A 22181-nucleotide genomic window follows, 5' to 3' on the forward strand; every position below is an offset into this window, starting at 1 on the left:
TTAGTCTTATATAGATGGGAAACTATGTTTTTAGAGTAAAGTGCTAAGTGATGAGCTAAAAAAAGACGTCAAAAACGAAAAGTCATCACATGACTTTAAAAAGACATCTTTTCCCGAATGACTTCTTAAGGAAAAATTTTTGTCTACTTTCCTTCAGACAATAAGATAAGCGATGAAGAGCACGGTGCATGCCGGTATGCTGTGGGAATATCGATACATATTGGAATGCGCATATGGATTTACTTGACGATGATCCTGAATTTTCCCAACTCAACCTTAATTAGATGCTTTGCAGACGACCGTAGCAAAATAAACCAAAGCGTCTTAATCAATGATGTCTCTATCGGGAAAAACTGCAAAATTAATCGTGCCATAATCGATTGTGACGTTGAAATAGCTGACGGATTTACTTTAGAAAATAAAAAAGAAGAATATAAAAAGCTTATAAATCCTAAAGATAATAGAGGATCTACTCTTTTTCCCGAAGGAATAATCGTGATTCCTAAAGGAATGAGACTGGTGTTTTAATTTATTGATATAGATTTTGTTACAATTTGACATATGCGCAGTTAGCGCCATTGGATTTAAGAGGAAATATTTTGAAAGTACTATTCTTAGCTTCCGAAGTTGCCGGTTTAATTAAAACCGGAGGTCTTGCCGATGTGGCAAAATCACTTCCGGCGCAACTTAAGGCCAATGGACACGATGTCCGTATCGTTATGCCGTGCTACAGCGTCGTCAAAGGTGCCTTTGATAAAAAAATCATCGGTACCGGTACGTTAAATCCCGGCTCATCTTTACAGATGGATTACGCTATCCGCCAGACCTTTACCTCTGACGGAGTCGAAGTTTGGATGCTTGATTACCGCCGCTATTACGAGCGTACCAGCATCTACGGAGACAATAATCAGGCGTACTGGGATAACGGTGAACGCTTTGCTTTCTTAGCTTCAGCCGCCTTAGATGCAGCTAAGGTCTTAAACTTCTCTCCTGACATCGTTCACTGCAATGACTGGCACACAGCTCTTGCTCCGATGATCTTGAGAATAAAATACGGTGCAGACAAATTCTTTGACAAAACCCGTTCCGTTATCACTATTCACAACGGTGCATTCCAAGGCGCATTTGATCGCAACCAGATAAGATACATCCCTGAAATTTTCCATGTCTACAACGACATGATTGTCAACGGATCTTATATAAACTTCTTAAAATGCGGCGTTTTCTACGCAGATAAAATCAATACCGTAAGTCCGGGATATGCTTCAGAACTGACCACTTACTTAGGCGGTCACGGTATGGCCCAAAACTACCAGGCAAGAGCTGCCGATCTGTGCGGTATCGTTAACGGCTGCGATTACGGAGATTGGGATCCTAAAGTTGATCCCCACATTACCGTACGCTATGACGTTAATACCATGGAAGAAAAAATTCTCGGTAAATATTTGCTGCAGCGCAAAGTCGGACTGCAGATGGGAGACATTCCTTTGTACGGCATGGTTGCACGTCTTACCGATCAAAAAGGCGTCGGCATCTTAATTCCGATTTTAGATAAATTCTTATGCCACAACGTTCAAGTCATCATCGAAGGAACCGGTGATCCTAACTTTGAACGCCAGATGAATGAAATTGCCGCAAGACATCCTAACAAAATGGTATTTAAAGGAGTCTATGACAACGAGCTTGCCCATCAAATCGAGGCAGGTGCCGACTTCTTCTTGATGCCGTCAATTTTCGAGCCCTGCGGCTTAAATCAGATCTACTCTTTAGCTTACGGCACTCTGCCTATCGTACGCGGTGTCGGCGGTCTTAAAGATACGGTTGTCGATTATGATTCAGACAATCAGAACGGAACCGGATTTATCTTTGTAGATCCTACCCCTGAAGAACTTCTGTCATGCTTAAGACGTACTTTGATTTTCTATTATGAGGATCAAAACGAAATGCAGCGTATTAAGCGTAACGCCATGAATGTTCGTTTCAGCTGGGCTGATTCATGCAAGAAATACGAAGCTCTCTATGCCGATGCGGCACAAAAGCCCAAATGGTGGTAATTTAATGGATCATGCCGCTTTATGCGGCATATTTTAGGTAAAAAGAAAGCGCGAATTTTTTAAGATCCGCGCTTTTTTATTGCAAACTTTAAGCTTTATCTATTAAGCATTTAAAGCTGCACGAGCCTGATCAGCGATTGCCTTGAATGCTGCCTTATCATTGATTGCAAGCTCGGAAAGAACCTTACGGTCAATTTCGATATTGGCTTTCTTCAAACCGTTCATGAACTGGCTGTAGCTCAAATCGTGCTGACGGGCAGCAGCGTTGATACGGACAATCCATAACTCACGGAACTGACGCTTCTTCTGACGACGGTCACGATATGCATACTGACCGGCCTTAGTAACAGCCTGGACAGCAACACGATAAGTACGTGAACGAGCACCGTAATAGCCTTTAGCGGCCTTCAGAACCTTCTTATGACGGGCACGTGCGGTTACACCGCGCTTAACTCTAGCCATTTGTCAAATCCTCCTAAGCGTAAGGTAACTGGCGCACGATTGCGCGAATGTTTGAAGAATGAACATAAGTCATCTTGCGTAATGCACGCTTGCGCTTACGGGTCTTCTTGGTGAGGATGTGACGCAAGTTCTGGTGACGGCACTTAAAGTGTCCGCTACCGGTTTTCTTGAAGCGCTTTGCAACGCCTCTATCGGTCTTCATTTTGACCTTGACTTTACCAGCCATTTAAATACTCCGCATTATTGAGTTAAATGAAGCGGCAGGAACTCTTTCGAGATTTTATACCCTGCAACTATTTCTTTTTAGGGGCCAGAACCATCGTAGCCTGACGGCCTTCTACTCGAGAAGCCGACTCTACGGTAGCCAGACCGCGTTCAGTGCAGAGATCATTCTCCACACGCTTGAGAACATCAAGACCTAAATGCTGATGCGCCAATTCACGTCCGCGAAAACGCAATGTTACTTTAGCCTTGTTGCCGTCCTCAAGGAAGCGAATCAGGTTGCGTAGTTTAACCTGATAATCGCCTTCATCGGTGCCCGGACGGAATTTAATTTCCTTAACCTGGACAACCTTTTGCTTCTTCTTTTTCTGATCTTTGCTCTTTTCGTAGAGGTACTTACCGTACTCGATCAAGCGGCATACAGGAGGATCTGCATTTGGGCTGATTTCAACCAGATCTACGCCGGCATCTTCGGCCATACGCAGAGCTTCAACCGTGGGCATAACCCCGATCACTTCATTCTCCTGGTTCAAGAGACGCACTTCACGGCATCTGATGTCACCGTTAACCCGGTTCTTAAGCTGAGGCTTACCGGTCTTCTTGATGTTGTTTATAGCATTATCCTCTTACTAAAGAAATCAAAAAAAGAACCACAATAAAGTCCGAATAAAACCGGACTTTACTAAAAAACCAAATAGATTAAGTGATTCTTACCTATTCTTTACCCTCAGAGGGCATAAGATTGCGCGATATGATATCTGATTTAATCATTTTTATCAAGTCATCAAGCTTCATCGCACCTAAATCTTGTCCCTTTCTTGTGCGGACGGCAACCATACCGGACTCAGCCTCACGATCACCGCAAACCAGCATGTAAGGAACATGCATTAAAGTATGCTCGCGGATCTTAAAGCCGACCTTGTCGTTGCGCAAATCCGATTTAACGCGAATACCTGCTTCATCAAGCTTTTGAGCTACCTGCTTGACGTAATCGACCTGACCGTCGGTAATATTCATTACCACAGCCTGAATCGGAGCAAGCCAAGTCGGGAAGCTGCCGGCAAATTCTTCAGTTAAAACACCCAAGAAACGTTCGATGGAACCGAGCATGGCGCGGTGAATCATAACCGGAGTGTGCTCCTGATTGTCTTCACCGATATAGTGAGCGTCCAAACGTGCAGGCAAAGAGAAATCAAGCTGAACGGTTCCGCACTGCCATGCTCTGTCTAATGAATCATGGAGAGTAAACTCAATCTTAGGTCCGTAGAATGCGCCTTCGCCCGGCTGCAGCTCATACTCAAGATTGTTGAGCTTTAAGGCCTCAACCAAATCAGCTTCTGCTTTATCCCAAATTTCGTCAGAACCGATGCGCTTTTCAGGACGTGTTGATAACTTAACGTCAACCTTAGTAAACCCGAAATTGCTGTAAGTATCGTAAACCATGCGAATGCAGTCGCTTACTTCGGTCATGATCTGGTCTTCGGTACAGAAAATATGCGCATCATCCTGCTCAAAGGCGCGGACACGCAATAAACCGTGCAAAGAACCTGACGGCTCATTACGGTGGCAGTTACCGAACTCAGCCATGCGAATAGGCAAATCGCGATAAGAACGGGTACGTGAATTGAAGATCTGAATGGCACCCGGGCAGTTCATCGGCTTAATCGCGTAATCACGGTTTTCAGATGAAGTCGTGAACATATTTTCAGCGTACTTATCCCAATGGCCGGATCTCTCCCATAAGACTCTGTCCATGATCTGCGGGGTCTTAACTTCAATGTAATGATACTTATGCAGCATTTCGCGCATAAAGTTTTCAATAACACGATAAATGGTCCAGCCGTCGTTATGCCAGAACACCATGCCCGGAGCTTCCTGCTGGAAGTGGAATAGATCAAGTTTCTTTCCTAAAACACGATGATCACGCTTTGCGGCTTCTTCACGCTTTTTAAGATACGCCTTAAGCTCATCTTTAGTAGCCCATGCGGTACCGTAAATACGCTGCAGCATCTTGTTCTTTGAGTTACCGCGCCAATAAGCACCTGCAAAGTGGGTCAATTTGAAATTCTGGCAAAAGCCCATGCGCGGAACATGAGGTCCGCGGCACATATCGGTATATTCAAGGTGATGATATAAAGCAGGATGATCCGCCTTATCGATATTTTCTTCCAGAATTAATTTCTTATAAGGCTCATTACGCTCATCAAATACCTTATAAGCTGTATCCCAATCAACAACTTCTTTAACTACTTTATAATCGGTCTTGGCAAGCTCATGCATCTTGGCATCAAGAGTTTCCAAATCCTCTGCCGTAAGCTTGTGCTCTAAATCGACGTCATAGTAAAAACCGTTATCAATGACAGGACCGATAGCCATCTTGGTATCAGGCCACAATTCCTTAATAGCGTGACCGAGCAAATGAGCACAAGAGTGACGGATAATCTCAATGCCGTCTTTATCTTTCGGAGTAACAATCTCAACTTTTGCATCATGATCAATTAAATCACAAGCATCGTGCAAAACTCCGTCAATACGGCCTGCTACACAATTACGTGCTAAACCGGGACCGATACTTGAAGCAACATCTGCAACGGAAACTGCGTGATCGAATTCTTTGATCGCGCCATCAGGAAGGGTAATCTTAATCATAATTTAAAACCAACGGTGCTTACGACACACCTTAAGGTCTCCATAAAAGTAACAATCGTGCAGAATTTAAGCAACAGAATGCCAACTAACCCGTTGGGTCTTTTGTACCTTATTCTGCAATTTAAGAACGCAGATAGTATACTCTTACTTACGTTGATGGACACAAAATAGTGCATTTCTTTTTCTTTGCTTTCTTTTTTTTGAGTTTGGTTTCCACGAAAAAAAAATTAAAAAAATTTAAAAATTTCTTGCTTTAAATATTTTTGTTGCTATAATGCTCATCACTTTCTTGACGCGCCCTTAGCTCAGTTGGTTAGAGCATCACCTTGACATGGTGGGGGTCGGTGGTTCGAGTCCACTAGGGCGCACCATTCAGTTTGGGCCGTAAAGGCCTTTTTTAATCAGTATCTAGTTAGTCACAGCTAACTTTTTCTTTGATTTAGAAAATAACTCCTCCTCAAAATTTGCAGCTTAATCATAAAACGCCTTAAAGATCTATAATGCAGTCTCAAAAATATCCCTTAAGGCGTATTTCCATGGATAAAGAAAGTACCGCACAATATTCGACAAAAAGTATTTTTAATCGTAATTTCAATGTAGTAACGCTCGTTAACTTTATCGTGATGATTGCGTACTACCAAATTTTCGTAACCTCTGCTTTTTATGCGCAAGAACATTTTGACGTATCTTTAAGTACCGCAGGATCTACCGCCGGTATCATGGTCATAGGCTGTTTAATCGGACGCTTTTTTACCGGAAATCTTTTATCCCGCTTCGGATGCAAAAGCGTCCTGATTGTCGGAACTCTTCTTTATCTAGCCGTTGCCTTAAGCTCATTAATTACCGGATCTTTATTACTTTTATTCATTCAGCGCTTTTTCACAGGCTTCGGTGTCGGAGTTATCGGCACTGCAACAGGAACTATTATGGCTTATTGCGTTCCTTACGCAGTGCAAGGTCTTGGAGTCAGTATTTTCTCTTTAAGTACGGCTCTTGCCCTTGCCTTAGGTCCTTTTTTAGGTATAAGCATTACGCACTTTCTCGGTTACGATATCCTTAAAATGGATATTATTGCAGCAAGCTCCCTAGCCTTAATATGCGCATTTTTACTTAAAAATCCGCCAGAAATAAAAACAGCGAGCAAATCATTTTTAAAACTATCTAACTTCATAGACGTCCGTGTCCTTAAATTTGCCGTTGTCGTATTCCTGATGCCGTTAAGCTACGGCTGCATCAGTGCATACATCTCAAATCTTGCCGCAGATCGCGGAATAGAGGGAGCTGCGAGCCTGTTCTTCCTGTTTGCTGCCGGCACGACTATCGCAACCAGGCCGATATCCGGAAGATTATTTGATAAATACGGAGAAAACCTCATTATTTATCCGTGCATCATTTTATCTGCCATCGCCATGCTGCTTATCGCCTATACCCACTCTTCCGTTATTTTGCTGCTTGCAGGCGTCATTAACGGTATCGGATTTGGAAACTTCCAATCTGCAGGTCAGGCTATAGCTTTACGTTTAGTTAAAAAATACCGCTTTCCTCAAGCTACATCCACTTTCTTTATCGCGTTTGACTTCGGTATCGGCGTCGGACCTTATCTTTTCGGATTCATTGCCGTAAGCTACGGCTTTACCGGAATGTTCCTCGCCTTAAGCGCGGTAACCTTTATAACCGCATTCTTATACTACCTGCTTCACGGCAAAAATCATCCGCTAAAGCGTCCGCTTTTAAGACGCAGTATCTCAAGATAGAAAAAGCCCCAAGGAATTTTCCTTGAGGCTAAAATTCGACTATTGATAAGCCTTAATTAAGCAATTCTTTTAGCAATTGCTTTCTTAATCACCTTCATAAAGAGCGGAGACAACCACAAAGCAAAGGTAATAATACCTAAGGTTGCGGAAATCGGGCGGTCGAAGAACGCGGTTAAATCCCATTCGGATTTAAGCATAGACTGCATGAAGGTATTTTCAAGCATCTTTCCAAGCACCAGTCCCAATATCGCAGGCGCCACCGGGAAGCCGTTTGCAATCATAAAGTATGCTAAAACGCCAAAGCCTAACATTGCCATAACGTCAAAGTTGGTGTTGTTGATAGCAAAAGCGCCGACAACACAGAAACCGACGATAATAGGATGCAGCAAATTGGTCGGGACATACATGACTTTAGTTGCAAGACGAATTGCAAGATAGCCTAAAGGCAGCATCAACAGATTGGCGATAATAAATACCATATAAATGGCGAAGAGAAACTCAGGAGAGTTCTGGAACAAATTAGGTCCGGGCTCTAAGCCCTTCATAAAGAGCACACCGATTACGATAGCGGTAATTGAGTCACCAGGAATACCGAATACCAAGGCAGGAATGAACGCACCGCTTAATGCTGCGTTATTTGCCGCGGCAGAGTTGGCAATACCCTCAAGAGAGCCTTTACCATATTCCTCAGGATGCTTAGAGAACTTTTTGGCAATACCGTAACAGATCCAGGCGGCAATATCGGCACCGGCGCCAGGCAAAACACCGACCAAAGTACCGACGATACCTGAACGAACAATCTGCTTCCACCAGCCACGGATTCTGCCGAGCATACCTGAGAAAATGTTCATGCTCTGAATCGTTACTTTTTCAAGCACTGATTGCTTTTCTGAAACATTTTTGAAAATCTCGGCCATACCGAACATACCGATCATGGCAGGAATAAACGAAAATCCTTCAAAAAGCTCAGGACGATCAAAAGTAAAACGCGGGAAGCCTAAAGTAATATCAAGACCGATGCAGGTAATAAGCAAACCTACAAGCAACGAAATAAATCCTTTAAGCGGTGATGCTGCCGAAATCAATACCGCACACGACAAACCGATGCACACAAGCCAGAAGAACTCAAATGATGAGAACTGCATCGCGACTTCGGCAAGGATCGGTGCCATGGATGTAAGAATTAAAGATCCGCACAAGCCGCCTAATACTGATAAAGTAACGTTAGTACCTAAAACGACAGCTGCTTTACCCTTTTTGGCTAAAGAATATGAATCATCACAATAAGCAGCCGATGACGGAGTTCCCGGAATATGCACTAAAGTACCGGGGATATCTCCTGCGAAAATTGCCATCGCCGACATCGTAATGATGGATGCAATTGCCGGGATTGGCGGCATATAGAAGGTAATAGGGATCAGCAAAGCTACTGCCATGGTAGCGGTAAGTCCCGGCATGGCACCGATAAACAAACCGTATAAGCTTGAGCAAATCATAACTATAACAACTTGCCAATCAAGCAGTAGATCAAGACCTGCCGATACTACGGAAGAATCAAACATATTTATCTCCTTAGAAGGCAAACAGTCCTATCGGTAAAGGAACCAGCAGACCCTTGGCGAAAATCAGATAAATTACAATCGTCGCACAAACTGAAACGATTAGGGCTTTTACAAAAGTAGTCTTAAGCATCAGCATTAAAGCCAATAAAACAACTTCCATGCACAATAAAAATCCTAAAGTTTCAACGGCCAAGCCATAGAAAATAATTAAAGCGATAACGATAAGGATATTAATCAAACCGCCTAAAGAAAGATTCCTTACAAATAAATTCGAGGCACTTATCGTCTTGAAATTTTTAACAAAAAGAATAGCTCCGCAAATTGAAAACAAACCTGACAAAACCATCGGGAACAAAGCAGGTCCCGGACTTCCGTCCATTTGCGAAGGGAACGAAGAAGCGGTAATGCAGATGCAAATACCGCCTATAAAAATAATAAGTCCTATAAGGCTGTCATGGACTCGCATGGCATTATCCTTAAGGCCCCTTACGGGGCCCTTTTTACATTACGGATTATTTACGGGCAAGACCCAAAGCTTCAATTGATGCGCCTAAATCAGCATCTGATTTTTCCATAAACTTATAGAAGTCCTGGCCTTCAAGATACTGAATGCCAAAACCGCGATCATTCATGAACTGAACGAACTGAGGATCATTAACGGCTTTCTTGATTGCGGCATTGATTTTGTCTTTAACGTCCTGAGGAGTTCCCTTAGGAACACAGAAACCGCGCCAAGTACCGATAGAGACATCAATTCCCTTTTCTTTTAAGGTCGGAACGTCAGGATACTTAGGATCGCGTTCATCAGCCATTACGGCAACAGGAATTGCCTTACCGGCCTGATACATGGTTGAACCTTCGGAAAGCTGATTAAAGCCAGCGTCAATACCGCCAGCGGCCATTTCTTTATAGGTTTCGCCGGCACCTGAAGTCGGGATCCACTTAATGGCATTTACCGGCAAGCCAAGTCCGGTAAGCCACTGTCCCATAGCGATATGCCAAATACCGCCGACAGCGGTAGCGGAAGCTCTTACTTTACCCGGATTTGCCTTAATATATTCGACAAATTCATCATAAGTCTTAAAAGGAGCCGTAGCACTGATGGTTACGCTTGCAGGGTCAACATTAACCAAAGCAAGAGGTTCAAAATCTTTATAAGTGATCTGAACTGCAGGATTCTGCCAATGATTCATGGCAAGCTCAGCAGTAACCTGTCCTATGGTATATCCGTCAGGTTTTGCTCTTGAGAGGCTGGAGAATGCGATGGTGCCGCCGCCACCGGTCTGATTTACAACTTTAATCGGCTGGCCTAAATCTTTTTCCATCAAACCGGCAATCATTCTGGCAACAGCGTCAGAACCGCCACCTGCACCCCATGCGCAAATCATAGTGATTGAGCGTGAAGGATATTCATCTGCCTGAGCAGCTCCGACACTCATGACGCTCACAGTGGCTAAAGCAAGTCCGGCAATAAGTCCTTTTATTTTCATGGGAAAACTCCTTTTTTAAACCAATAAAGAGTAGTCTTATCAGAAAAAAGCCCCAAACAGGGTATAACTACTGATTGTATTTAAGCGCAATTTATTGTTTAAAAACGAGATTAAATTCTAAGTTTTAAAGAGCCTTTTATCTTTTAAAATAAGAATATGTAAATGTTTTGATAACTATCATCTTTTTACTGGTACTTGACTTTCATATGTGTCAAATCACTATCAAGATCTTAAGAAATTTCTAAAGTCATCTATATATCTAAAAAAGGCCTTAAAGAAGTTAACAAAGTTATTTTGCTTGATGCATGATAAAAAGCAACGCTCCTATAAACATCAAAAAAAACGATAAGCCCATCAATATATCAATCAACATTTTTTGCCCCCTTTTTACATTTTATCAACCATGAGGACGCTCTCAATATACTTGCAGATGACTGATTACAAAATTTAATTCTTATCAATAAAAAAGGCACCATTTTTGCGGTGCCCTTTTCCCTAAAAGTTGCGGATCTAGATAAGTAACTCCAAAAAAACTCTCTAAACGGCTTATTTAAGCCGTTTTCTCTTAATTATCTATTGCTTATCTATTTCGAACTTGTTATGTCAGATTTTTTAGTCAGACTATTAAAAATCTTGCCAAAATCTATAACAAACTCGATGTTTCTCTACCTGAAAATGCACCAAAAATTACAGCAACAAGAGAATTTGAGAAAAGGATGCAGAGATCATGGAAAGAGATGCTGAACCTGACGACGATATTGATGCTATGACCGGATAAATTAAAGCCCCTATCTTAAAACAGAGGCTTACAAAAGATTTCCTTCGGTTATCCAATCTATTGTCTAATATATTAGACAATAGATCAGTAAAAACTCGCAACTTTTAGGCTTTTCACAACTTTAATTTAAAAATTAAATATTATAAATTTCCAAATCCTCATTTGCTTCGTTCCATGCTTTATCCGCTTTGGCATCATCGGAACGCTGCTTATCAAGATAATCAAAATACTCTTTATCAATACCCGGAGTTATATAAGTACCGGTAAAGACCGAAGTTTCAAATTCCTTAAGCTCAGGATTTTCCTCGCGAACGGCAGCTTCCAAGTCTTCTAATGACTGATAAATAAGAGCATCGGCATGGATCTTCTTGCAAATCTCATCCTTGGTTCTGCCATAGGCGATAAGCTCTTTTGCCGTAGGCATATCGATACCGTAAACATTAGGATAACGAATTTCAGGGGCAGCTGACGCAAAGTAAACTGCTTTTGCGCCTGCCTCATGAGCCATATCCACGATTTGCTCTGAAGTTGTACCGCGAACAATTGAATCATCAACAAGCAGAACTTTCTTACCGGCAAATTCTGCAGGAATAGGATTTAGTTTATTGCGAACCGACTTCTTACGCTGCTTTTGACCAGGCATAATAAAGGTTCTGCCGATATAACGGTTTTTAACGAAGCCCTGACGATAAGGCTTGCCTAAAATACGAGCCATCTGCACGGCGATATCGCATGATGTTTCAGGGATCGGAATAATAACGTCAATATCCAAATCGGCATAATCGCGCTTTATTTGCTCGGCAAGCTTAGTTCCCATACGAACGCGGGAAGCGTATACGGAAACTCCGTTCATGACGGAATCGGGGCGGGCAAAATAAACATATTCAAAAATGCACGGCTGAAGCTTAGCGTTTTTGGCACAAATCTTTGAGTGTAAATTGCAGTCCTCGTCAATAAAGATAGCCTCACCCGGAGCGACGTCGCGAATAAGCTTAAAGCCCGCAACATCCAAAGCAACGCTTTCAGACGCGACCATGTACTCAGTCTTGCCGTCTTCATCAATACGTGAACCGAGAACCAAAGGACGAATACCGAAAGGATCGCGGAAAGCTACAAGTCCCGCACCGATGATAAGGGACAAAACAGCGTAGCCGCCGTTAATAAGATCATTAACACCGGAAACCGCCTCAAACACCTCATCAGGAGTCGGAATATCCTTTGCTACGTTTGACAATTGCCAGGCAAAGATATTAAGCAAAATTTCGGAATCGGATGTCGTATTGACATGACGATGAACCTGCTCGCATTTAACTTTAAGCTCTCTGGCGTTAGTCAAATTGCCGTTATGGGCAAGTGCAATACCGAAAGGAGAATTGACATAAAAAGGCTGAGCCTCTGCGGCAGATGAAGAGCCTGCGGTCGGATATCTGACGTGACCGATACCGATATTGCCTCTTAAGCGACGCATATGTTTCTGCTGGAAAACATCGCTGACAAGACCGTTTGCCTTACGCTGTCTGAAATTTCCTTCATCAAGTGTTACGATACCGGCGGCATCCTGTCCGCGATGCTGCAAAACCGTCAGAGCGTCATACAATGACAAATTAACCGGTGAATGACTTACGATTCCGACCACTCCGCACATGTTATGCTCCTGTTATTGGGGTTCCCAAGTAAATAAAAAACCAATTCACGATACGCTGCAATTCAGGAATAAAGACTGAGTTCTGCCACCATGAGGTTGACAAAATAAAGCTTAGAATATGCAGCTTAAAGAAAATTTGCAGTAAAGCTAAAATCGCACATACTACTAAAATTCCGCGCAGTACGCCAAAAACGATACCGAGCAGCCTATCCGTACCTGACAAGCCCGCTTTTTTCATTAGTGAGCGAATAATGTTGCCGCACATTCCGATAATCAGCAAAGTCGCAACGAATAAACCGATAATTGCAAGAATGTTACGGGTCAGCTCATCATTGAAATACGTAAGCTTATCGGCAAGAGGTGAATAAAAGTTGCCGGTAACGACAAAGGCGCCTACCCAGGCGCCTAAGGATATAGCTTCACGGACAAAACCGCGAAGCACTGACAATAAAGCAGATACTGCTATAACGGCGACGATTGCCCAATCGGCAGCTGTCAGCATTACATGCTCTCTTTAGTTATTACTTCAAGATCGTCTAGGTATGGTCTTAAAACCTTCGGTACGGTAATAGAGCCATCCTCGTTCTGATAATTTTCCATTACGGCAACCAAGGTTCTGCCTACTGCAAGACCTGAGCCGTTTAAAGTATGAACAAGCTCGATCTTTCCGTCCTTACGGCGAACGCGTGCCTGCATGCGGCGTGCCTGGAAGTCAGTGCAGTTAGAGCATGAAGAAATCTCACGATAAGTATTTTGAGCCGGGAGCCAAACTTCCAAATCGTAAGTCTTAGCCGAGCTGAATCCGATATCTCCGGTGCTTAAAGTCATTACGCGATAAGGAAGCTCCAATCCCTGCAAAACGGCTTCAGCATCGTGAGTTAAAACTTCCAAAGCTTCCCATGAATCCTCAGGACGGACAATCTGCACCATTTCAACCTTATCAAACTGATGCATACGGATTAAACCGCGGGTGTCACGGCCTGCAGAGCCGGCTTCAGATCTGAAGCACGGGGTATGGGCAGTAACTTTAATCGGCAATTTATCTTCAGGAATGATCTCACCGCGAACCATGTTGGTTAAAGGAACTTCAGCGGTCGGAATCAAGCAGAAATGACGATTGACGTCATCACCGTCGGCATCGCCGTTTAATGAAGTGTGGAACAAATCCTCACCGAATTTAGGCATCTGACCGGTACCGTATAAAGAATCAAGATTTACAAGGTACGGAACGTAAACTTCTGTGTAACCCTGATGCTTGCAGTGCAAGTCAAGCATGTAATGAACCAAGGCGCGGTGCAGTGCGCAGATGGGGCCGGTCATCACGGCAAAGCGTGCACCTGAAATCTTACGGGCATTAGCAAAATCAAGCATGCCGAGGCCTTCGCCCAAAGCTACATGATCTTTAATCGGGAAATCAAACTGACGCGGGGTTCCGACACGGCGAATTTCAACATTAGCGCTGTCATCAGGACCTACAGGCAAAGAAGCATCAGGAAGATTCGGAACGGTAAGAGCGATTTCATTGATTTGAGCTAAAACCTTATCTTGTTCGGCTTTTACGACATCAAGCTCATCACCGATTTTGGCAACTTCATTCTTGATTTCTGTAATGTCTTTGCCTTCTCTTTTAGCCTGACCGATTGATTTTGACATTGAGTTGCGTTTGGCTTGAAGATCTTGGGTACGAACCATCAGATCTTTACGCATCTCTTCTAATTTGGTTAACTTTTCAACGTCTAATTTGTAATTACGGGTTGCAAGACGCTCTGCGGTTTCTTTAAGTTCAGAGCGCAAATATTTAGAATCAAGCATGGATAACTGCCGCTTATTACTAAGAAAAAAGAAATCTTAACGTGAGAAAACTCACAACGTGCAAATTTTACCATGAAGAAAGGACTATTGGTACAAAATAGCTACCTATCTTAAGCCTACTTTAGACGTTATTATTTAATACTCCCTTCAACGAAACTTTTTAGCTCTTTAGCCTTTTGCATAAGATTTTGCAAAATAGGTTCAGATATATCTTTAGGAAAATCGTTATTTAAATTATCTTTTGCAAAATCGGCAAGCTTCTCACTTTTTCCAACAATTTCATTGAAAATCTTAATAATTTCTTTCTTAGGGATTCTGCAAAGCTTCCCTGTTTCCCAAAAATGCCGAGCTTTGATTTCAGATAATTTGTAATGGCGATTTTTCCCAATAACTGCCATTGCCATTTTTACTTTCTTTAAAGACAAATTCCCTTTGGCAACTAATGGCCACACAGACATTACGTCGTAAAACGGAGCTAAAGAAAAGGTTCCGCCTTTATGAATAAATATGCTGAAGTTTTTAGCATGTCCGTCAATTGCTCCTAACATCCAAAACAAAACCTGAACTTTAAAAAAGTTCATACGATCGTCGTATGCTTTTACGGAAGCTTTTAAAAAGTTCATTATGCTTTCAATTCCGATTTTTCCTTCAGTCTCATATTTTTTATCAGGAGACAAAGCGAAAACCTGACACAAATCCTCTGTCGGCAAGCGTATAAGTCTGTTGTTTTTTGCCCAAGCCCTGTCAAACCTTTCTACAATCAATACCTTTTGTCCGTCAAAACAATCAAGAGCAGCACTAACGACCGGAACATCAAAAAAATCGAGTAATCTAAGGCATAACCATTCATTTTCGCAGCTATCGGATAAATCAATTCCGCTATACTCTATTTTTCCGATAGGAAGTTTGAAAATATGCGTTGACGGAGTTGTTTTAAGAGGAATAGCCCATTTATTTTGAAAACGAAGAAAAGCAGTCTTTTCCTGGACTCCGGCAAGAGATATTCTAAAATCAAGATCGTTTGTCATTCCAAGCGGTCTTGTTTGGTAGTTACGTAAAATTTCTCCTAATTCTTTCTCTTTAAGAAATTTATTTTTGATTTTAAAAAAATCATCATCTGAAATTTTTTCTCTTTGTAATGATAGAGCACCGACGCAATCTGCGCCTATTTCCTTCAATATGGCAAAAGGATGAGAAGATACGATAAATAATCTTTTTCTTAACCGACCTAAAATAGAATCCGAGTCAGGCAAAAGATTTTGAAAAAAGTTGTATACCTTTTCTCCGGTATAAGTATCATGCGTTAAAGGTAATGACAAAGAAATGGGTCGTGAGTTTTCGTCGGACAACCAAGAGCTTGCATAAGAAAAATGAAGATTACCTTTGTCATCTAATGATAACTTACCTACTCTTTTGTTATTCAAGCACACAGTTAAATTATCAACTACCATTCCTCTTCCCACCCTTTAGCAGCATCTGCAGAACGTTTAGACAAAGTAATTTCAAGGCCTAAAGAAGATAAGATGTTAAACAAAGTCTCTATCTTGCAATTTTCAGGATGGTTTTCAAATGCCGAAACGGTAGCCTGCTTAATACCGATTCTTTCAGCTACGTCTTGCTGTGTCATTTTGGCAAGTCGTCGTTTTTCTCTTATTTCATGAGCAAGAAGCTTGGCGCTGGTAATTCTTGCGACATACATATTATCCTCCTGCAGGGATAATAATACATTTATCCCTTTACAAGGATAAGTTGGGATTTATCCCTTGTCAAGGATAAGACAGCATTTATCCCTTGTAAGGGATACAGTTTCTATTCTTCGTCATCGGCATCAGCTTTAAACGGTACGCCGTTTAATGTAACGTCACCGTTTTGCATCTTAAACTTAGTAACGTAATAAGGATCTTCAAAAGTAATTTTACCTTCGGCAAGAGACGATGAAATCAGATCACTATGTTCTTTGCGCACCAGATAATCAGTAAATTCTTTACCGCTTTTTACGTCAAAATCAGCATGAATGTCTTTTACTTTGAGCTTTTCCTTGTCTATTAAAGCTCCCGCTGTTCCTTTAATAACAAAACCGTCTTTTTTATAAGAAGATGATAAATTATTAAGTTTAAATTGAACGTTATTACCGACAGCCTTAAGCGCCTGAATCATAGCTTCATTTTCAGGAACGTTCATAGCTTTAATAAGCTCTTTTAAATTAACCTTTCCCAAGGAAAAATTATATTTAAAATCATTAAATCTGGTAACTTCCCGGCGCTCACCATATTCGACAAACGGGAAGGCAAAAGCAAAATTACCGCTACCGTCGCTTGTCACTTCACTAAAACCGTCTTTGTCAGGATCTTCAATTTCAAGAACCGCGCCTACCCTTTGCATGGAAACATACTCCCGCAAAGACGGATCGTGAACGTCATCTTCAGGGGAAAATCCAATTGCATAAATTGTGGAAAAGTCAGCATTAAAATCGGCAAGACCAAAAGTAAGAGAACGAAGACCTGCAGTTTTATTTATATAAGTGGGATTTGCTTTAACATTAAGACCTTCAAGCTTAACGGTATAAGCGCTTTGACCTGCGTACTCCAAATCACTTTTACAATTAAAACCTGCAGCATTAAATTCAAGATCGACACTATTAAACGAAGAAGCCGAAGCATAAAGAGCCGACTGACCTACAGAACATTTACCGTCCTCAAGGCCTAACGCCAAATTATCCGTCTTGACCGCTAAATTTACTTCAGGAGGCAAAACCGTAACTTTAAACGCGCCTTGATAAGCAAATCCTGAAATTAAGTTTTGTTCTAGCAAAGCATCAATCGTTCCGCCCTTTTCACCGTGAAACTCACCGTTAACCCAAAAAGGAGAGAACACAACCTTTAACAAAGTATTTCCGGACAACTCATCAAGATTAAAGACATTGCCTTCACTTAAAGGAAAAGACCAATGGACAATGCCCTCACGGGAAAACAAACCTGAAGAAGTTTCTTCATAAGAAAGATTAAGTCCCGGTACTTTTTTTTCTATAAGATTAAGAACATTGGGAAGTTTGGCATCATAGACCATGGGCCCTACAATCATAAAACCTGCGATAACAACAACCGCAAGGCCTCCAACCGTACCTAATGATGCAATTAACAACTTCTTTTTATTAATCATGAACGGTCATCCTGCATTTTTGCAAGCAGCTTAGCGCTTTCTTTTAAAAAGCTTTGGGCATAATCACCAAAATAACTGCGCGCAAAATAAAATCTTTTTATAAACTCTTCTTTATCTTGACTTAACACTATATCAAGCTCGGATTTTAAGCTTGAAACATAATCTTTGATTAAATCGGCATTATCCTGTGACGACATGATGATATCGGCATAAAGATGAGGATCCTGGGCAAACAATCTGCCGACCATCTCAATTTCCAAGCGATAAATAGGAGAGCTTAAATTTAAAATATTTTGTAAATCGGGATTAAGTTTTGCCAAAAAAACGCCGTAACAGTATGTAGTAAAATGCCGCAAAGCCTGAATAATACTCATGGCACTGTCATGCTCCACGGCTTTACAGCTACAAATATTAGCTCCCCAAATCTTAAATTGATTTACCAAAAACTCACACTTTTGCGGCATTCTGCCGTCAACGCACACCACAACCTGCTTAACAAAGCTGCGCGTATCCGGACCGAACATCGGATGCAATCCGATAACCGGGCCTTTATGAGCACTTAGCATAGCATTAACAGGGCCCGTCTTTACCGAGGTAACATCAGCAAGAACCGTATCTTCGGTAAGATACTGACTTATTTTTTTAATCGTCTTATCAGTCACGTCAATGGGTACGCTGACAATTACCGTACCTACACCTGAAAATAAAGCTTCAGCCTTATCCCAATCATTCTTGTCTAAAATTCTTACTTCATAACCGGAATTTTTAAAAAAAGCGCCTAAAAGCTTTCCCATTCCGCCGTTTCCGCCGACGATAAGTACGGGTTTTGCTTCTTTTTGAGCGCAGGGAAACACCCCTATTCCGCCTTGACGGTAAGATTCACGCAAAAGCCTTTTTAAAATATCTTCAATAAGGCCATCAGGTAAATCATACATTGCCGCAAGATCGTGTCTTGATTCAAGCAAAAATCGCTCACGCTCAGGATTAAATGTTCCGGAGCCAAGATCTTTTTTTACCTCAGCCGCTTCTTTGACTAATTTTAATCTTAAGGCAATAAGCTCAATAAGATTTTTATCTACATCATCGATTTGCTCACGCAAGGCATCAAGTTTATGAGCGTTTTCCATAAATTAACCGTCTATTTCATCCAAGAACGATTCGTCAACCGACGGTTCTTCATTTTGCATTGAGGCACTAGGATCTACTTTCCCTTGATTGTGCATCAGATAAAAATCACGGGTCTGCACATAAGGATCGATAGCGTTATCGACAACGCCTTCCTGATCGATAAGCTGTGCTCTGTTATGGATCCCCTCAACTGCCCAAGCGCCGATTCCTACATACCAAGGGAAGAAGAAATAAGGCCAATTATCGGCAGTATCACCATGGGCCGCTCTTGCCGTGGTGGGTCCGTAAATCGGAACCATTAAAAAAGGACCTGAATCCATGCCGGCCTTTCCCAATACGGTATCCATTTCCATAGGCTTATTATCAAGACCCATCTGACTTGCGACATCAATAAAGCCTAAAAAGCCCATAGTACTGTTTACTATAAAACGGGTAAGACTGATGCCTGAATTTTTTACTTCACCGATAAAAAGATTGTTTACGGTGTTATTTAATTCAGCGATATTAGAGAAAAAATTTCCGACGCCAAGCTGCACGGGCTGCGGCAATGCCGCATAGCCGTGAGCTACGGGACGCAATAAATATCTGTCGAAAATTTCGTAATTTAAAGTCCAGCCTACGACACGGTTGGGGACTTCCAAAGTATCGATAGCGTTGCCTGACAAAATAGAATAACCGTAAGTGTAATCATTTTGCGCGGATTCAATCTTCAATTGTCTGGGCACCATAGGGTTATAAGTCGATCTTGCAGCTTGAGCCGCACTTACTCCAAAGATCAGGATACAGGCTATTGCGCATATTTTATTTAACATAAACAAAAACTTGCTCATTAATCATCACAACGACTTAAGTCTTACATTTACGGTAATTTTTAAGAAAAATACCGTGTTTTTGGCAAAAAACAGCTTTAAATTAGTATTATAGAGCCTAATGAATAATATTAGGTAAAAAGCTCTTAATAATGGCAGATTTAAGTGTTAATTTTTCTGATGTAAAGCAAAACTCAGACGAACTTTCAGCATCTTTACATACTGCTCTAAAGCGTTATTCTCTGACGCTTGCAGCCGATTTTTTTGACAATGCCGAAACTGTTTCCGATTTTTCAGTCCTCTATCGGGCCCTTATCGGAAACAGCGACGAGATCCTGACTATAGTTGAAGATTGCCTTGGCCCTGAGTGTTTTGAAAAACGAGCGGATAAAGTAATTGAAGAACGCCTTTTAACGCTTAAAGAAAAATTAAACGGCAATGATTTTTACATGTACCGTCAATGTCTTTTAACCGCTTTTGCAGGTCTTGGACAAAACATAAACTCAGCGCTTAAAAACAAAATTGCGTTGAATTTAAAAGTTAATGCTGATTTACCTGAAAATGACTTAAAAGATCTGCTTGTTTTTTTACTCGGCTTTATTAAAGATCCTGTAAAAAAAGCTAAACTCCCTATTCCTGACTTTAAGGCAAACGAGAGCACACAAGAACCGCTTATTAAAGAAGAACAAGAATCTAATGCGGAAAATGATGAAATCATCATGTCAAAAATCCGCAATCTGCTCTCAGAAGCGGCTGAAAAAGCCAAAGCGGCAAATTTAGTACCTCAAGACACCAATACCGCTTTACATTCTCATAAAATCAAAAAAACAGAAACACAAAGCGTAAAGCCCCTTCAAGAAAAAAGTATTAAAGAAGATACGGATCTTCTTTTAGATAATGATGAAAAACAGGATGAGAATGTCTCTTTTGGCGAATTATCGCTAAAAGATTTGGCAAAACGCGCCGCAAAGCTTCAAGAAGAATTCCGCAATGAAAGAATTAAGCTTGCAAAAGAAGGCAAACTGCCCAATCCGGCCAAGCTTCCGCAAAACTTTCCGCCCAAAATCAAAAAAGACGATACGGCACACAATACCGAACTTACAAGTCCTCTTGAACTTTTTGAAGAAAGAAATAAAGTAAGAGTCAATAAAGAAGCATCGGCTTTAAAAGAAGAAGCTTTAAAAACAGCACGCGTAACTGATGATGACAACTTTATGCAAGCAGCTGAAAAAGAGGAAGAGGCCAAAGCACAAGAAGCCGTACCGAATCTTGCAGAAAAGATTCAAGAAAAAGATAACAATCTTAACCAAGCTGAGAGCCCGGAAAGGTTTATCGCTTCTTTTGATAATGAAAATACTAAAGCAAAGCAAAATTCAGACTTTAAAGAAACAATTGAAGATGGCTTTAAGCCGGTTACTTTTTATCATGACGCAAAAGTCGTTCAAGAAATTAAAGTTGCCAAAGTTCAAGAAATAAAGCCCAAACAACACGCGAAAACAAAAGTTTCTTGGTTAAAGCGCATCTTTAACTATCTGTTCAAACGCCATGAAGATACGGTTCTTTTACCTTACAGCATAGAAAAAAGACCGTCAGCTTCTTTTATCGATGCAGACACCTTACCGCAGTCTTTAAGAGAAAAAATACTAAAAGAACAGGACTTAAATGAGTTCAAGCACTTTTTAACAGAACAACTCATAAGTCATAATCTGCCCCAATCTCTTGAAAAGCTTATTGATGATTTTCTTAAAAGCTTTTATGAACTGCAGCAAAATCCTCAGTATGAAGATGATTTCATAGCTTTTATCAAAGCGCCTTTATCTTCTCAGCTTAATGTCAGCGACAAATTTAATTCTTTGTTATTCGTGCTTCTTATTCTTGAAGCCGATCGCCAAGGCTATGACATTGCCTATCTTTTTGTCGGGCACCCGCAAATAAAAGAACGATATGACGCTGTTTTTTCAGATAAAGAGTACGACTCATTGACACTTGAGCGCCAAAAAGCCGCATCGTTTATTCTTACAGCACTCTTATCAGAAATTTATCGCCTGCAAAATTACTGTCTTGACAATGAAGGAAGCCTTAGAGCTCTTATCACCGAAAATCCTTACGCTAAAGAAGAAAGTTCTCTTCTTATTGATGTGGAAGAAAACGTCATGGGACATACGGTACGAATTAAGAGCTTTGTTCCTCATGACAAAAACCAGGGTATTTTGATTAAATGCAGTGATGATAAAAGAGTTTTACGGCTTAATTTAATCTGTTCAAATCTGCCGCTGCTTAAAAAAGCGCAAACTCTTAAAGAAAAACTCAAGCCCGCTTTTGAATATTTAGGTTATGAAGATCCGCAAATTCATATCCGTCTTGGCAGTAACTTAAAAGTATTTTTAAATAAGCAGCCTTTCTTTAAAGACGGACTTATATGCCTGCGAGATGAAACTGCAGCCGATCCGGTATTAAGGCATAAACTTCAATTAAATCAATACGAACTTATTGAGTGTCTTTTAAAATTGCTAAGAGATCTGAATTTATGCCAATGCGATAAACTAGGCTCTTCTTTAAATGAGGACGATCTTAATCTCAAACTCCGTCCGATTTTAGCCGTCCGCCACCTTATCTTAAAACTAAGCGGCAATTAGACATGAGGCCGGGAAACCGGC

General features: G+C 41.3%; 19 protein-coding genes and 1 tRNA gene. 5 read left to right on the forward strand and 15 right to left on the reverse strand.

Annotated elements, in window-relative coordinates; genetic code table 11:
* The first annotated feature begins 249 nt into the window (after nucleotides 1-249).
* On the forward strand, nucleotides 250-528 hold the full coding sequence (locus QZ019_RS01520) for a hypothetical protein (RefSeq protein WP_295481836.1): 279 nt from the start codon (nucleotides 250-252) through the stop codon (nucleotides 526-528).
* Between the two features lie 71 nt (nucleotides 529-599).
* Nucleotides 600-2054, forward strand: a complete 1455-nt coding sequence (gene glgA, locus QZ019_RS01525) for a glycogen synthase GlgA (protein ID WP_295481838.1) — start codon at nucleotides 600-602, stop codon at nucleotides 2052-2054.
* Between the two features lie 102 nt (nucleotides 2055-2156).
* Here the strand turns inward: glgA and rplT are convergent, their stop codons facing one another.
* The 4 genes from rplT to thrS form a co-directional block, all read right to left on the reverse strand.
* A complete protein-coding gene (gene rplT / locus QZ019_RS01530; protein ID WP_009142873.1) occupies nucleotides 2157-2516 on the reverse strand; it encodes a 50S ribosomal protein L20 in 360 nt (119 codons plus the stop codon).
* Between the two features lie 13 nt (nucleotides 2517-2529).
* The gene (gene rpmI / locus QZ019_RS01535; RefSeq protein WP_009142872.1) at nucleotides 2530-2742 is read right to left on the reverse strand and encodes a 50S ribosomal protein L35; all 213 of its coding nucleotides are present in this window, start codon (nucleotides 2740-2742) and stop codon (nucleotides 2530-2532) included.
* Between the two features lie 67 nt (nucleotides 2743-2809).
* Complete coding sequence (gene infC / locus QZ019_RS01540; protein ID WP_232196231.1) at nucleotides 2810-3343, reverse strand: translation initiation factor IF-3; 534 nt, start codon at nucleotides 3341-3343, stop codon at nucleotides 2810-2812.
* A gap of 109 nt (nucleotides 3344-3452) precedes the next feature.
* On the reverse strand, nucleotides 3453-5387 hold the full coding sequence (thrS, locus tag QZ019_RS01545) for a threonine--tRNA ligase (protein WP_295481839.1): 1935 nt from the start codon (nucleotides 5385-5387) through the stop codon (nucleotides 3453-3455).
* A 294-nt stretch (nucleotides 5388-5681) separates the two neighbouring features.
* Here thrS and QZ019_RS01550 point away from each other — a divergent pair.
* A tRNA-Val gene (locus QZ019_RS01550) sits at nucleotides 5682-5758 on the forward strand.
* A 165-nt stretch (nucleotides 5759-5923) separates the two neighbouring features.
* The gene (locus QZ019_RS01555) at nucleotides 5924-7141 is read left to right on the forward strand and encodes an MFS transporter (RefSeq protein ID WP_295481841.1); all 1218 of its coding nucleotides are present in this window, start codon (nucleotides 5924-5926) and stop codon (nucleotides 7139-7141) included.
* Between the two features lie 56 nt (nucleotides 7142-7197).
* On the opposite strand, the gene QZ019_RS01560 is transcribed toward QZ019_RS01555, so the two are convergent.
* The 11 genes from QZ019_RS01560 to QZ019_RS01610 form a co-directional block, all read right to left on the reverse strand.
* Nucleotides 7198-8703: a tripartite tricarboxylate transporter permease gene (locus tag QZ019_RS01560; protein ID WP_295481842.1), complete on the reverse strand. Its 1506-nt coding sequence runs from the start codon at nucleotides 8701-8703 to the stop codon at nucleotides 7198-7200.
* A gap of 10 nt (nucleotides 8704-8713) precedes the next feature.
* Nucleotides 8714-9169, reverse strand: a complete 456-nt coding sequence (locus tag QZ019_RS01565; RefSeq protein WP_294564491.1) for a tripartite tricarboxylate transporter TctB family protein — start codon at nucleotides 9167-9169, stop codon at nucleotides 8714-8716.
* A gap of 46 nt (nucleotides 9170-9215) precedes the next feature.
* A complete protein-coding gene (locus QZ019_RS01570; protein ID WP_295481844.1) occupies nucleotides 9216-10193 on the reverse strand; it encodes a tripartite tricarboxylate transporter substrate binding protein in 978 nt (325 codons plus the stop codon).
* 911 nt (nucleotides 10194-11104) lie between these two features.
* Entirely contained in the window at nucleotides 11105-12616 is a 1512-nt protein-coding gene (purF, locus tag QZ019_RS01575; RefSeq protein ID WP_294567491.1) for an amidophosphoribosyltransferase, read from the reverse strand.
* A gap of 1 nt (nucleotide 12617) precedes the next feature.
* Entirely contained in the window at nucleotides 12618-13118 is a 501-nt protein-coding gene (locus QZ019_RS01580) for a CvpA family protein (protein ID WP_009142683.1), read from the reverse strand.
* Nucleotides 13118-14428 (reverse strand): serine--tRNA ligase, encoded by a 1311-nt coding sequence (gene serS, locus QZ019_RS01585; RefSeq protein ID WP_294567493.1) that lies wholly within the window; start codon nucleotides 14426-14428, stop codon nucleotides 13118-13120. The genes QZ019_RS01580 and serS overlap by 1 nt, the downstream gene beginning before the upstream one ends.
* A gap of 131 nt (nucleotides 14429-14559) precedes the next feature.
* Entirely contained in the window at nucleotides 14560-15879 is a 1320-nt protein-coding gene (locus tag QZ019_RS01590) for a HipA domain-containing protein (RefSeq protein WP_295481845.1), read from the reverse strand.
* Nucleotides 15873-16127 (reverse strand): helix-turn-helix domain-containing protein, encoded by a 255-nt coding sequence (locus tag QZ019_RS01595; RefSeq protein ID WP_294567497.1) that lies wholly within the window; start codon nucleotides 16125-16127, stop codon nucleotides 15873-15875. Before QZ019_RS01595 ends, QZ019_RS01590 begins: the two co-directional genes overlap by 7 nt.
* 110 nt (nucleotides 16128-16237) lie before the next feature.
* Nucleotides 16238-17587, reverse strand: a complete 1350-nt coding sequence (locus QZ019_RS01600; RefSeq protein ID WP_294567499.1) for a hypothetical protein — start codon at nucleotides 17585-17587, stop codon at nucleotides 16238-16240.
* The gene (gene tyrA / locus QZ019_RS01605) at nucleotides 17584-18714 is read right to left on the reverse strand and encodes a bifunctional chorismate mutase/prephenate dehydrogenase (RefSeq protein WP_294567501.1); all 1131 of its coding nucleotides are present in this window, start codon (nucleotides 18712-18714) and stop codon (nucleotides 17584-17586) included. Before tyrA ends, QZ019_RS01600 begins: the two co-directional genes overlap by 4 nt.
* Before the next feature lie 3 nt (nucleotides 18715-18717).
* Nucleotides 18718-19527 (reverse strand): VacJ family lipoprotein, encoded by an 810-nt coding sequence (locus QZ019_RS01610; protein WP_295481848.1) that lies wholly within the window; start codon nucleotides 19525-19527, stop codon nucleotides 18718-18720.
* A gap of 149 nt (nucleotides 19528-19676) precedes the next feature.
* Between QZ019_RS01610 and QZ019_RS01615 the strand changes: the two genes are divergently transcribed.
* Nucleotides 19677-22160, forward strand: coding sequence for a hypothetical protein (locus QZ019_RS01615; protein ID WP_295481849.1), 2484 nt, complete (start codon nucleotides 19677-19679; stop codon nucleotides 22158-22160).
* The last annotated feature ends 21 nt before the right edge of the window (nucleotides 22161-22181 follow it).

The sequence above is a fragment of the uncultured Succinatimonas sp. genome, assembly GCF_905203285.1.
Classification (GTDB): Bacteria; Pseudomonadota; Gammaproteobacteria; order Enterobacterales; family Succinivibrionaceae; genus Succinatimonas.

Bases quoted from the DNA above. Each gene is read 5' to 3' on its own strand.
- serS (WP_294567493.1), bottom strand. From the start codon at position 14,428: ATGCTTGATTCTAAATATTTGCGCTCTGAACTTAAAGAAACCGCAGAG.
- QZ019_RS01565 (WP_294564491.1), bottom strand. From the start codon at position 9,169: ATGCGAGTCCATGACAGCCTTATAGGACTTATTATTTTTATAGGCGGT.
- QZ019_RS01560 (WP_295481842.1), bottom strand. From the start codon at position 8,703: ATGTTTGATTCTTCCGTAGTATCGGCAGGTCTTGATCTACTGCTTGAT.
- rplT (WP_009142873.1), bottom strand. From the start codon at position 2,516: ATGGCTAGAGTTAAGCGCGGTGTAACCGCACGTGCCCGTCATAAGAAG.
- QZ019_RS01555 (WP_295481841.1), top strand. From the start codon at position 5,924: ATGGATAAAGAAAGTACCGCACAATATTCGACAAAAAGTATTTTTAAT.
- QZ019_RS01610 (WP_295481848.1), bottom strand. From the start codon at position 19,527: ATGTTAAATAAAATATGCGCAATAGCCTGTATCCTGATCTTTGGAGTA.
- QZ019_RS01600 (WP_294567499.1), bottom strand. From the start codon at position 17,587: ATGATTAATAAAAAGAAGTTGTTAATTGCATCATTAGGTACGGTTGGA.
- tyrA (WP_294567501.1), bottom strand. From the start codon at position 18,714: ATGGAAAACGCTCATAAACTTGATGCCTTGCGTGAGCAAATCGATGAT.
- QZ019_RS01595 (WP_294567497.1), bottom strand. From the start codon at position 16,127: ATGTATGTCGCAAGAATTACCAGCGCCAAGCTTCTTGCTCATGAAATA.
- QZ019_RS01615 (WP_295481849.1), top strand. From the start codon at position 19,677: ATGGCAGATTTAAGTGTTAATTTTTCTGATGTAAAGCAAAACTCAGAC.
- QZ019_RS01580 (WP_009142683.1), bottom strand. From the start codon at position 13,118: ATGCTGACAGCTGCCGATTGGGCAATCGTCGCCGTTATAGCAGTATCT.
- rpmI (WP_009142872.1), bottom strand. From the start codon at position 2,742: ATGGCTGGTAAAGTCAAGGTCAAAATGAAGACCGATAGAGGCGTTGCA.
- QZ019_RS01520 (WP_295481836.1), top strand. From the start codon at position 250: ATGATCCTGAATTTTCCCAACTCAACCTTAATTAGATGCTTTGCAGAC.
- thrS (WP_295481839.1), bottom strand. From the start codon at position 5,387: ATGATTAAGATTACCCTTCCTGATGGCGCGATCAAAGAATTCGATCAC.
- purF (WP_294567491.1), bottom strand. From the start codon at position 12,616: ATGTGCGGAGTGGTCGGAATCGTAAGTCATTCACCGGTTAATTTGTCA.
- QZ019_RS01590 (WP_295481845.1), bottom strand. From the start codon at position 15,879: ATGGTAGTTGATAATTTAACTGTGTGCTTGAATAACAAAAGAGTAGGT.
- QZ019_RS01570 (WP_295481844.1), bottom strand. From the start codon at position 10,193: ATGAAAATAAAAGGACTTATTGCCGGACTTGCTTTAGCCACTGTGAGC.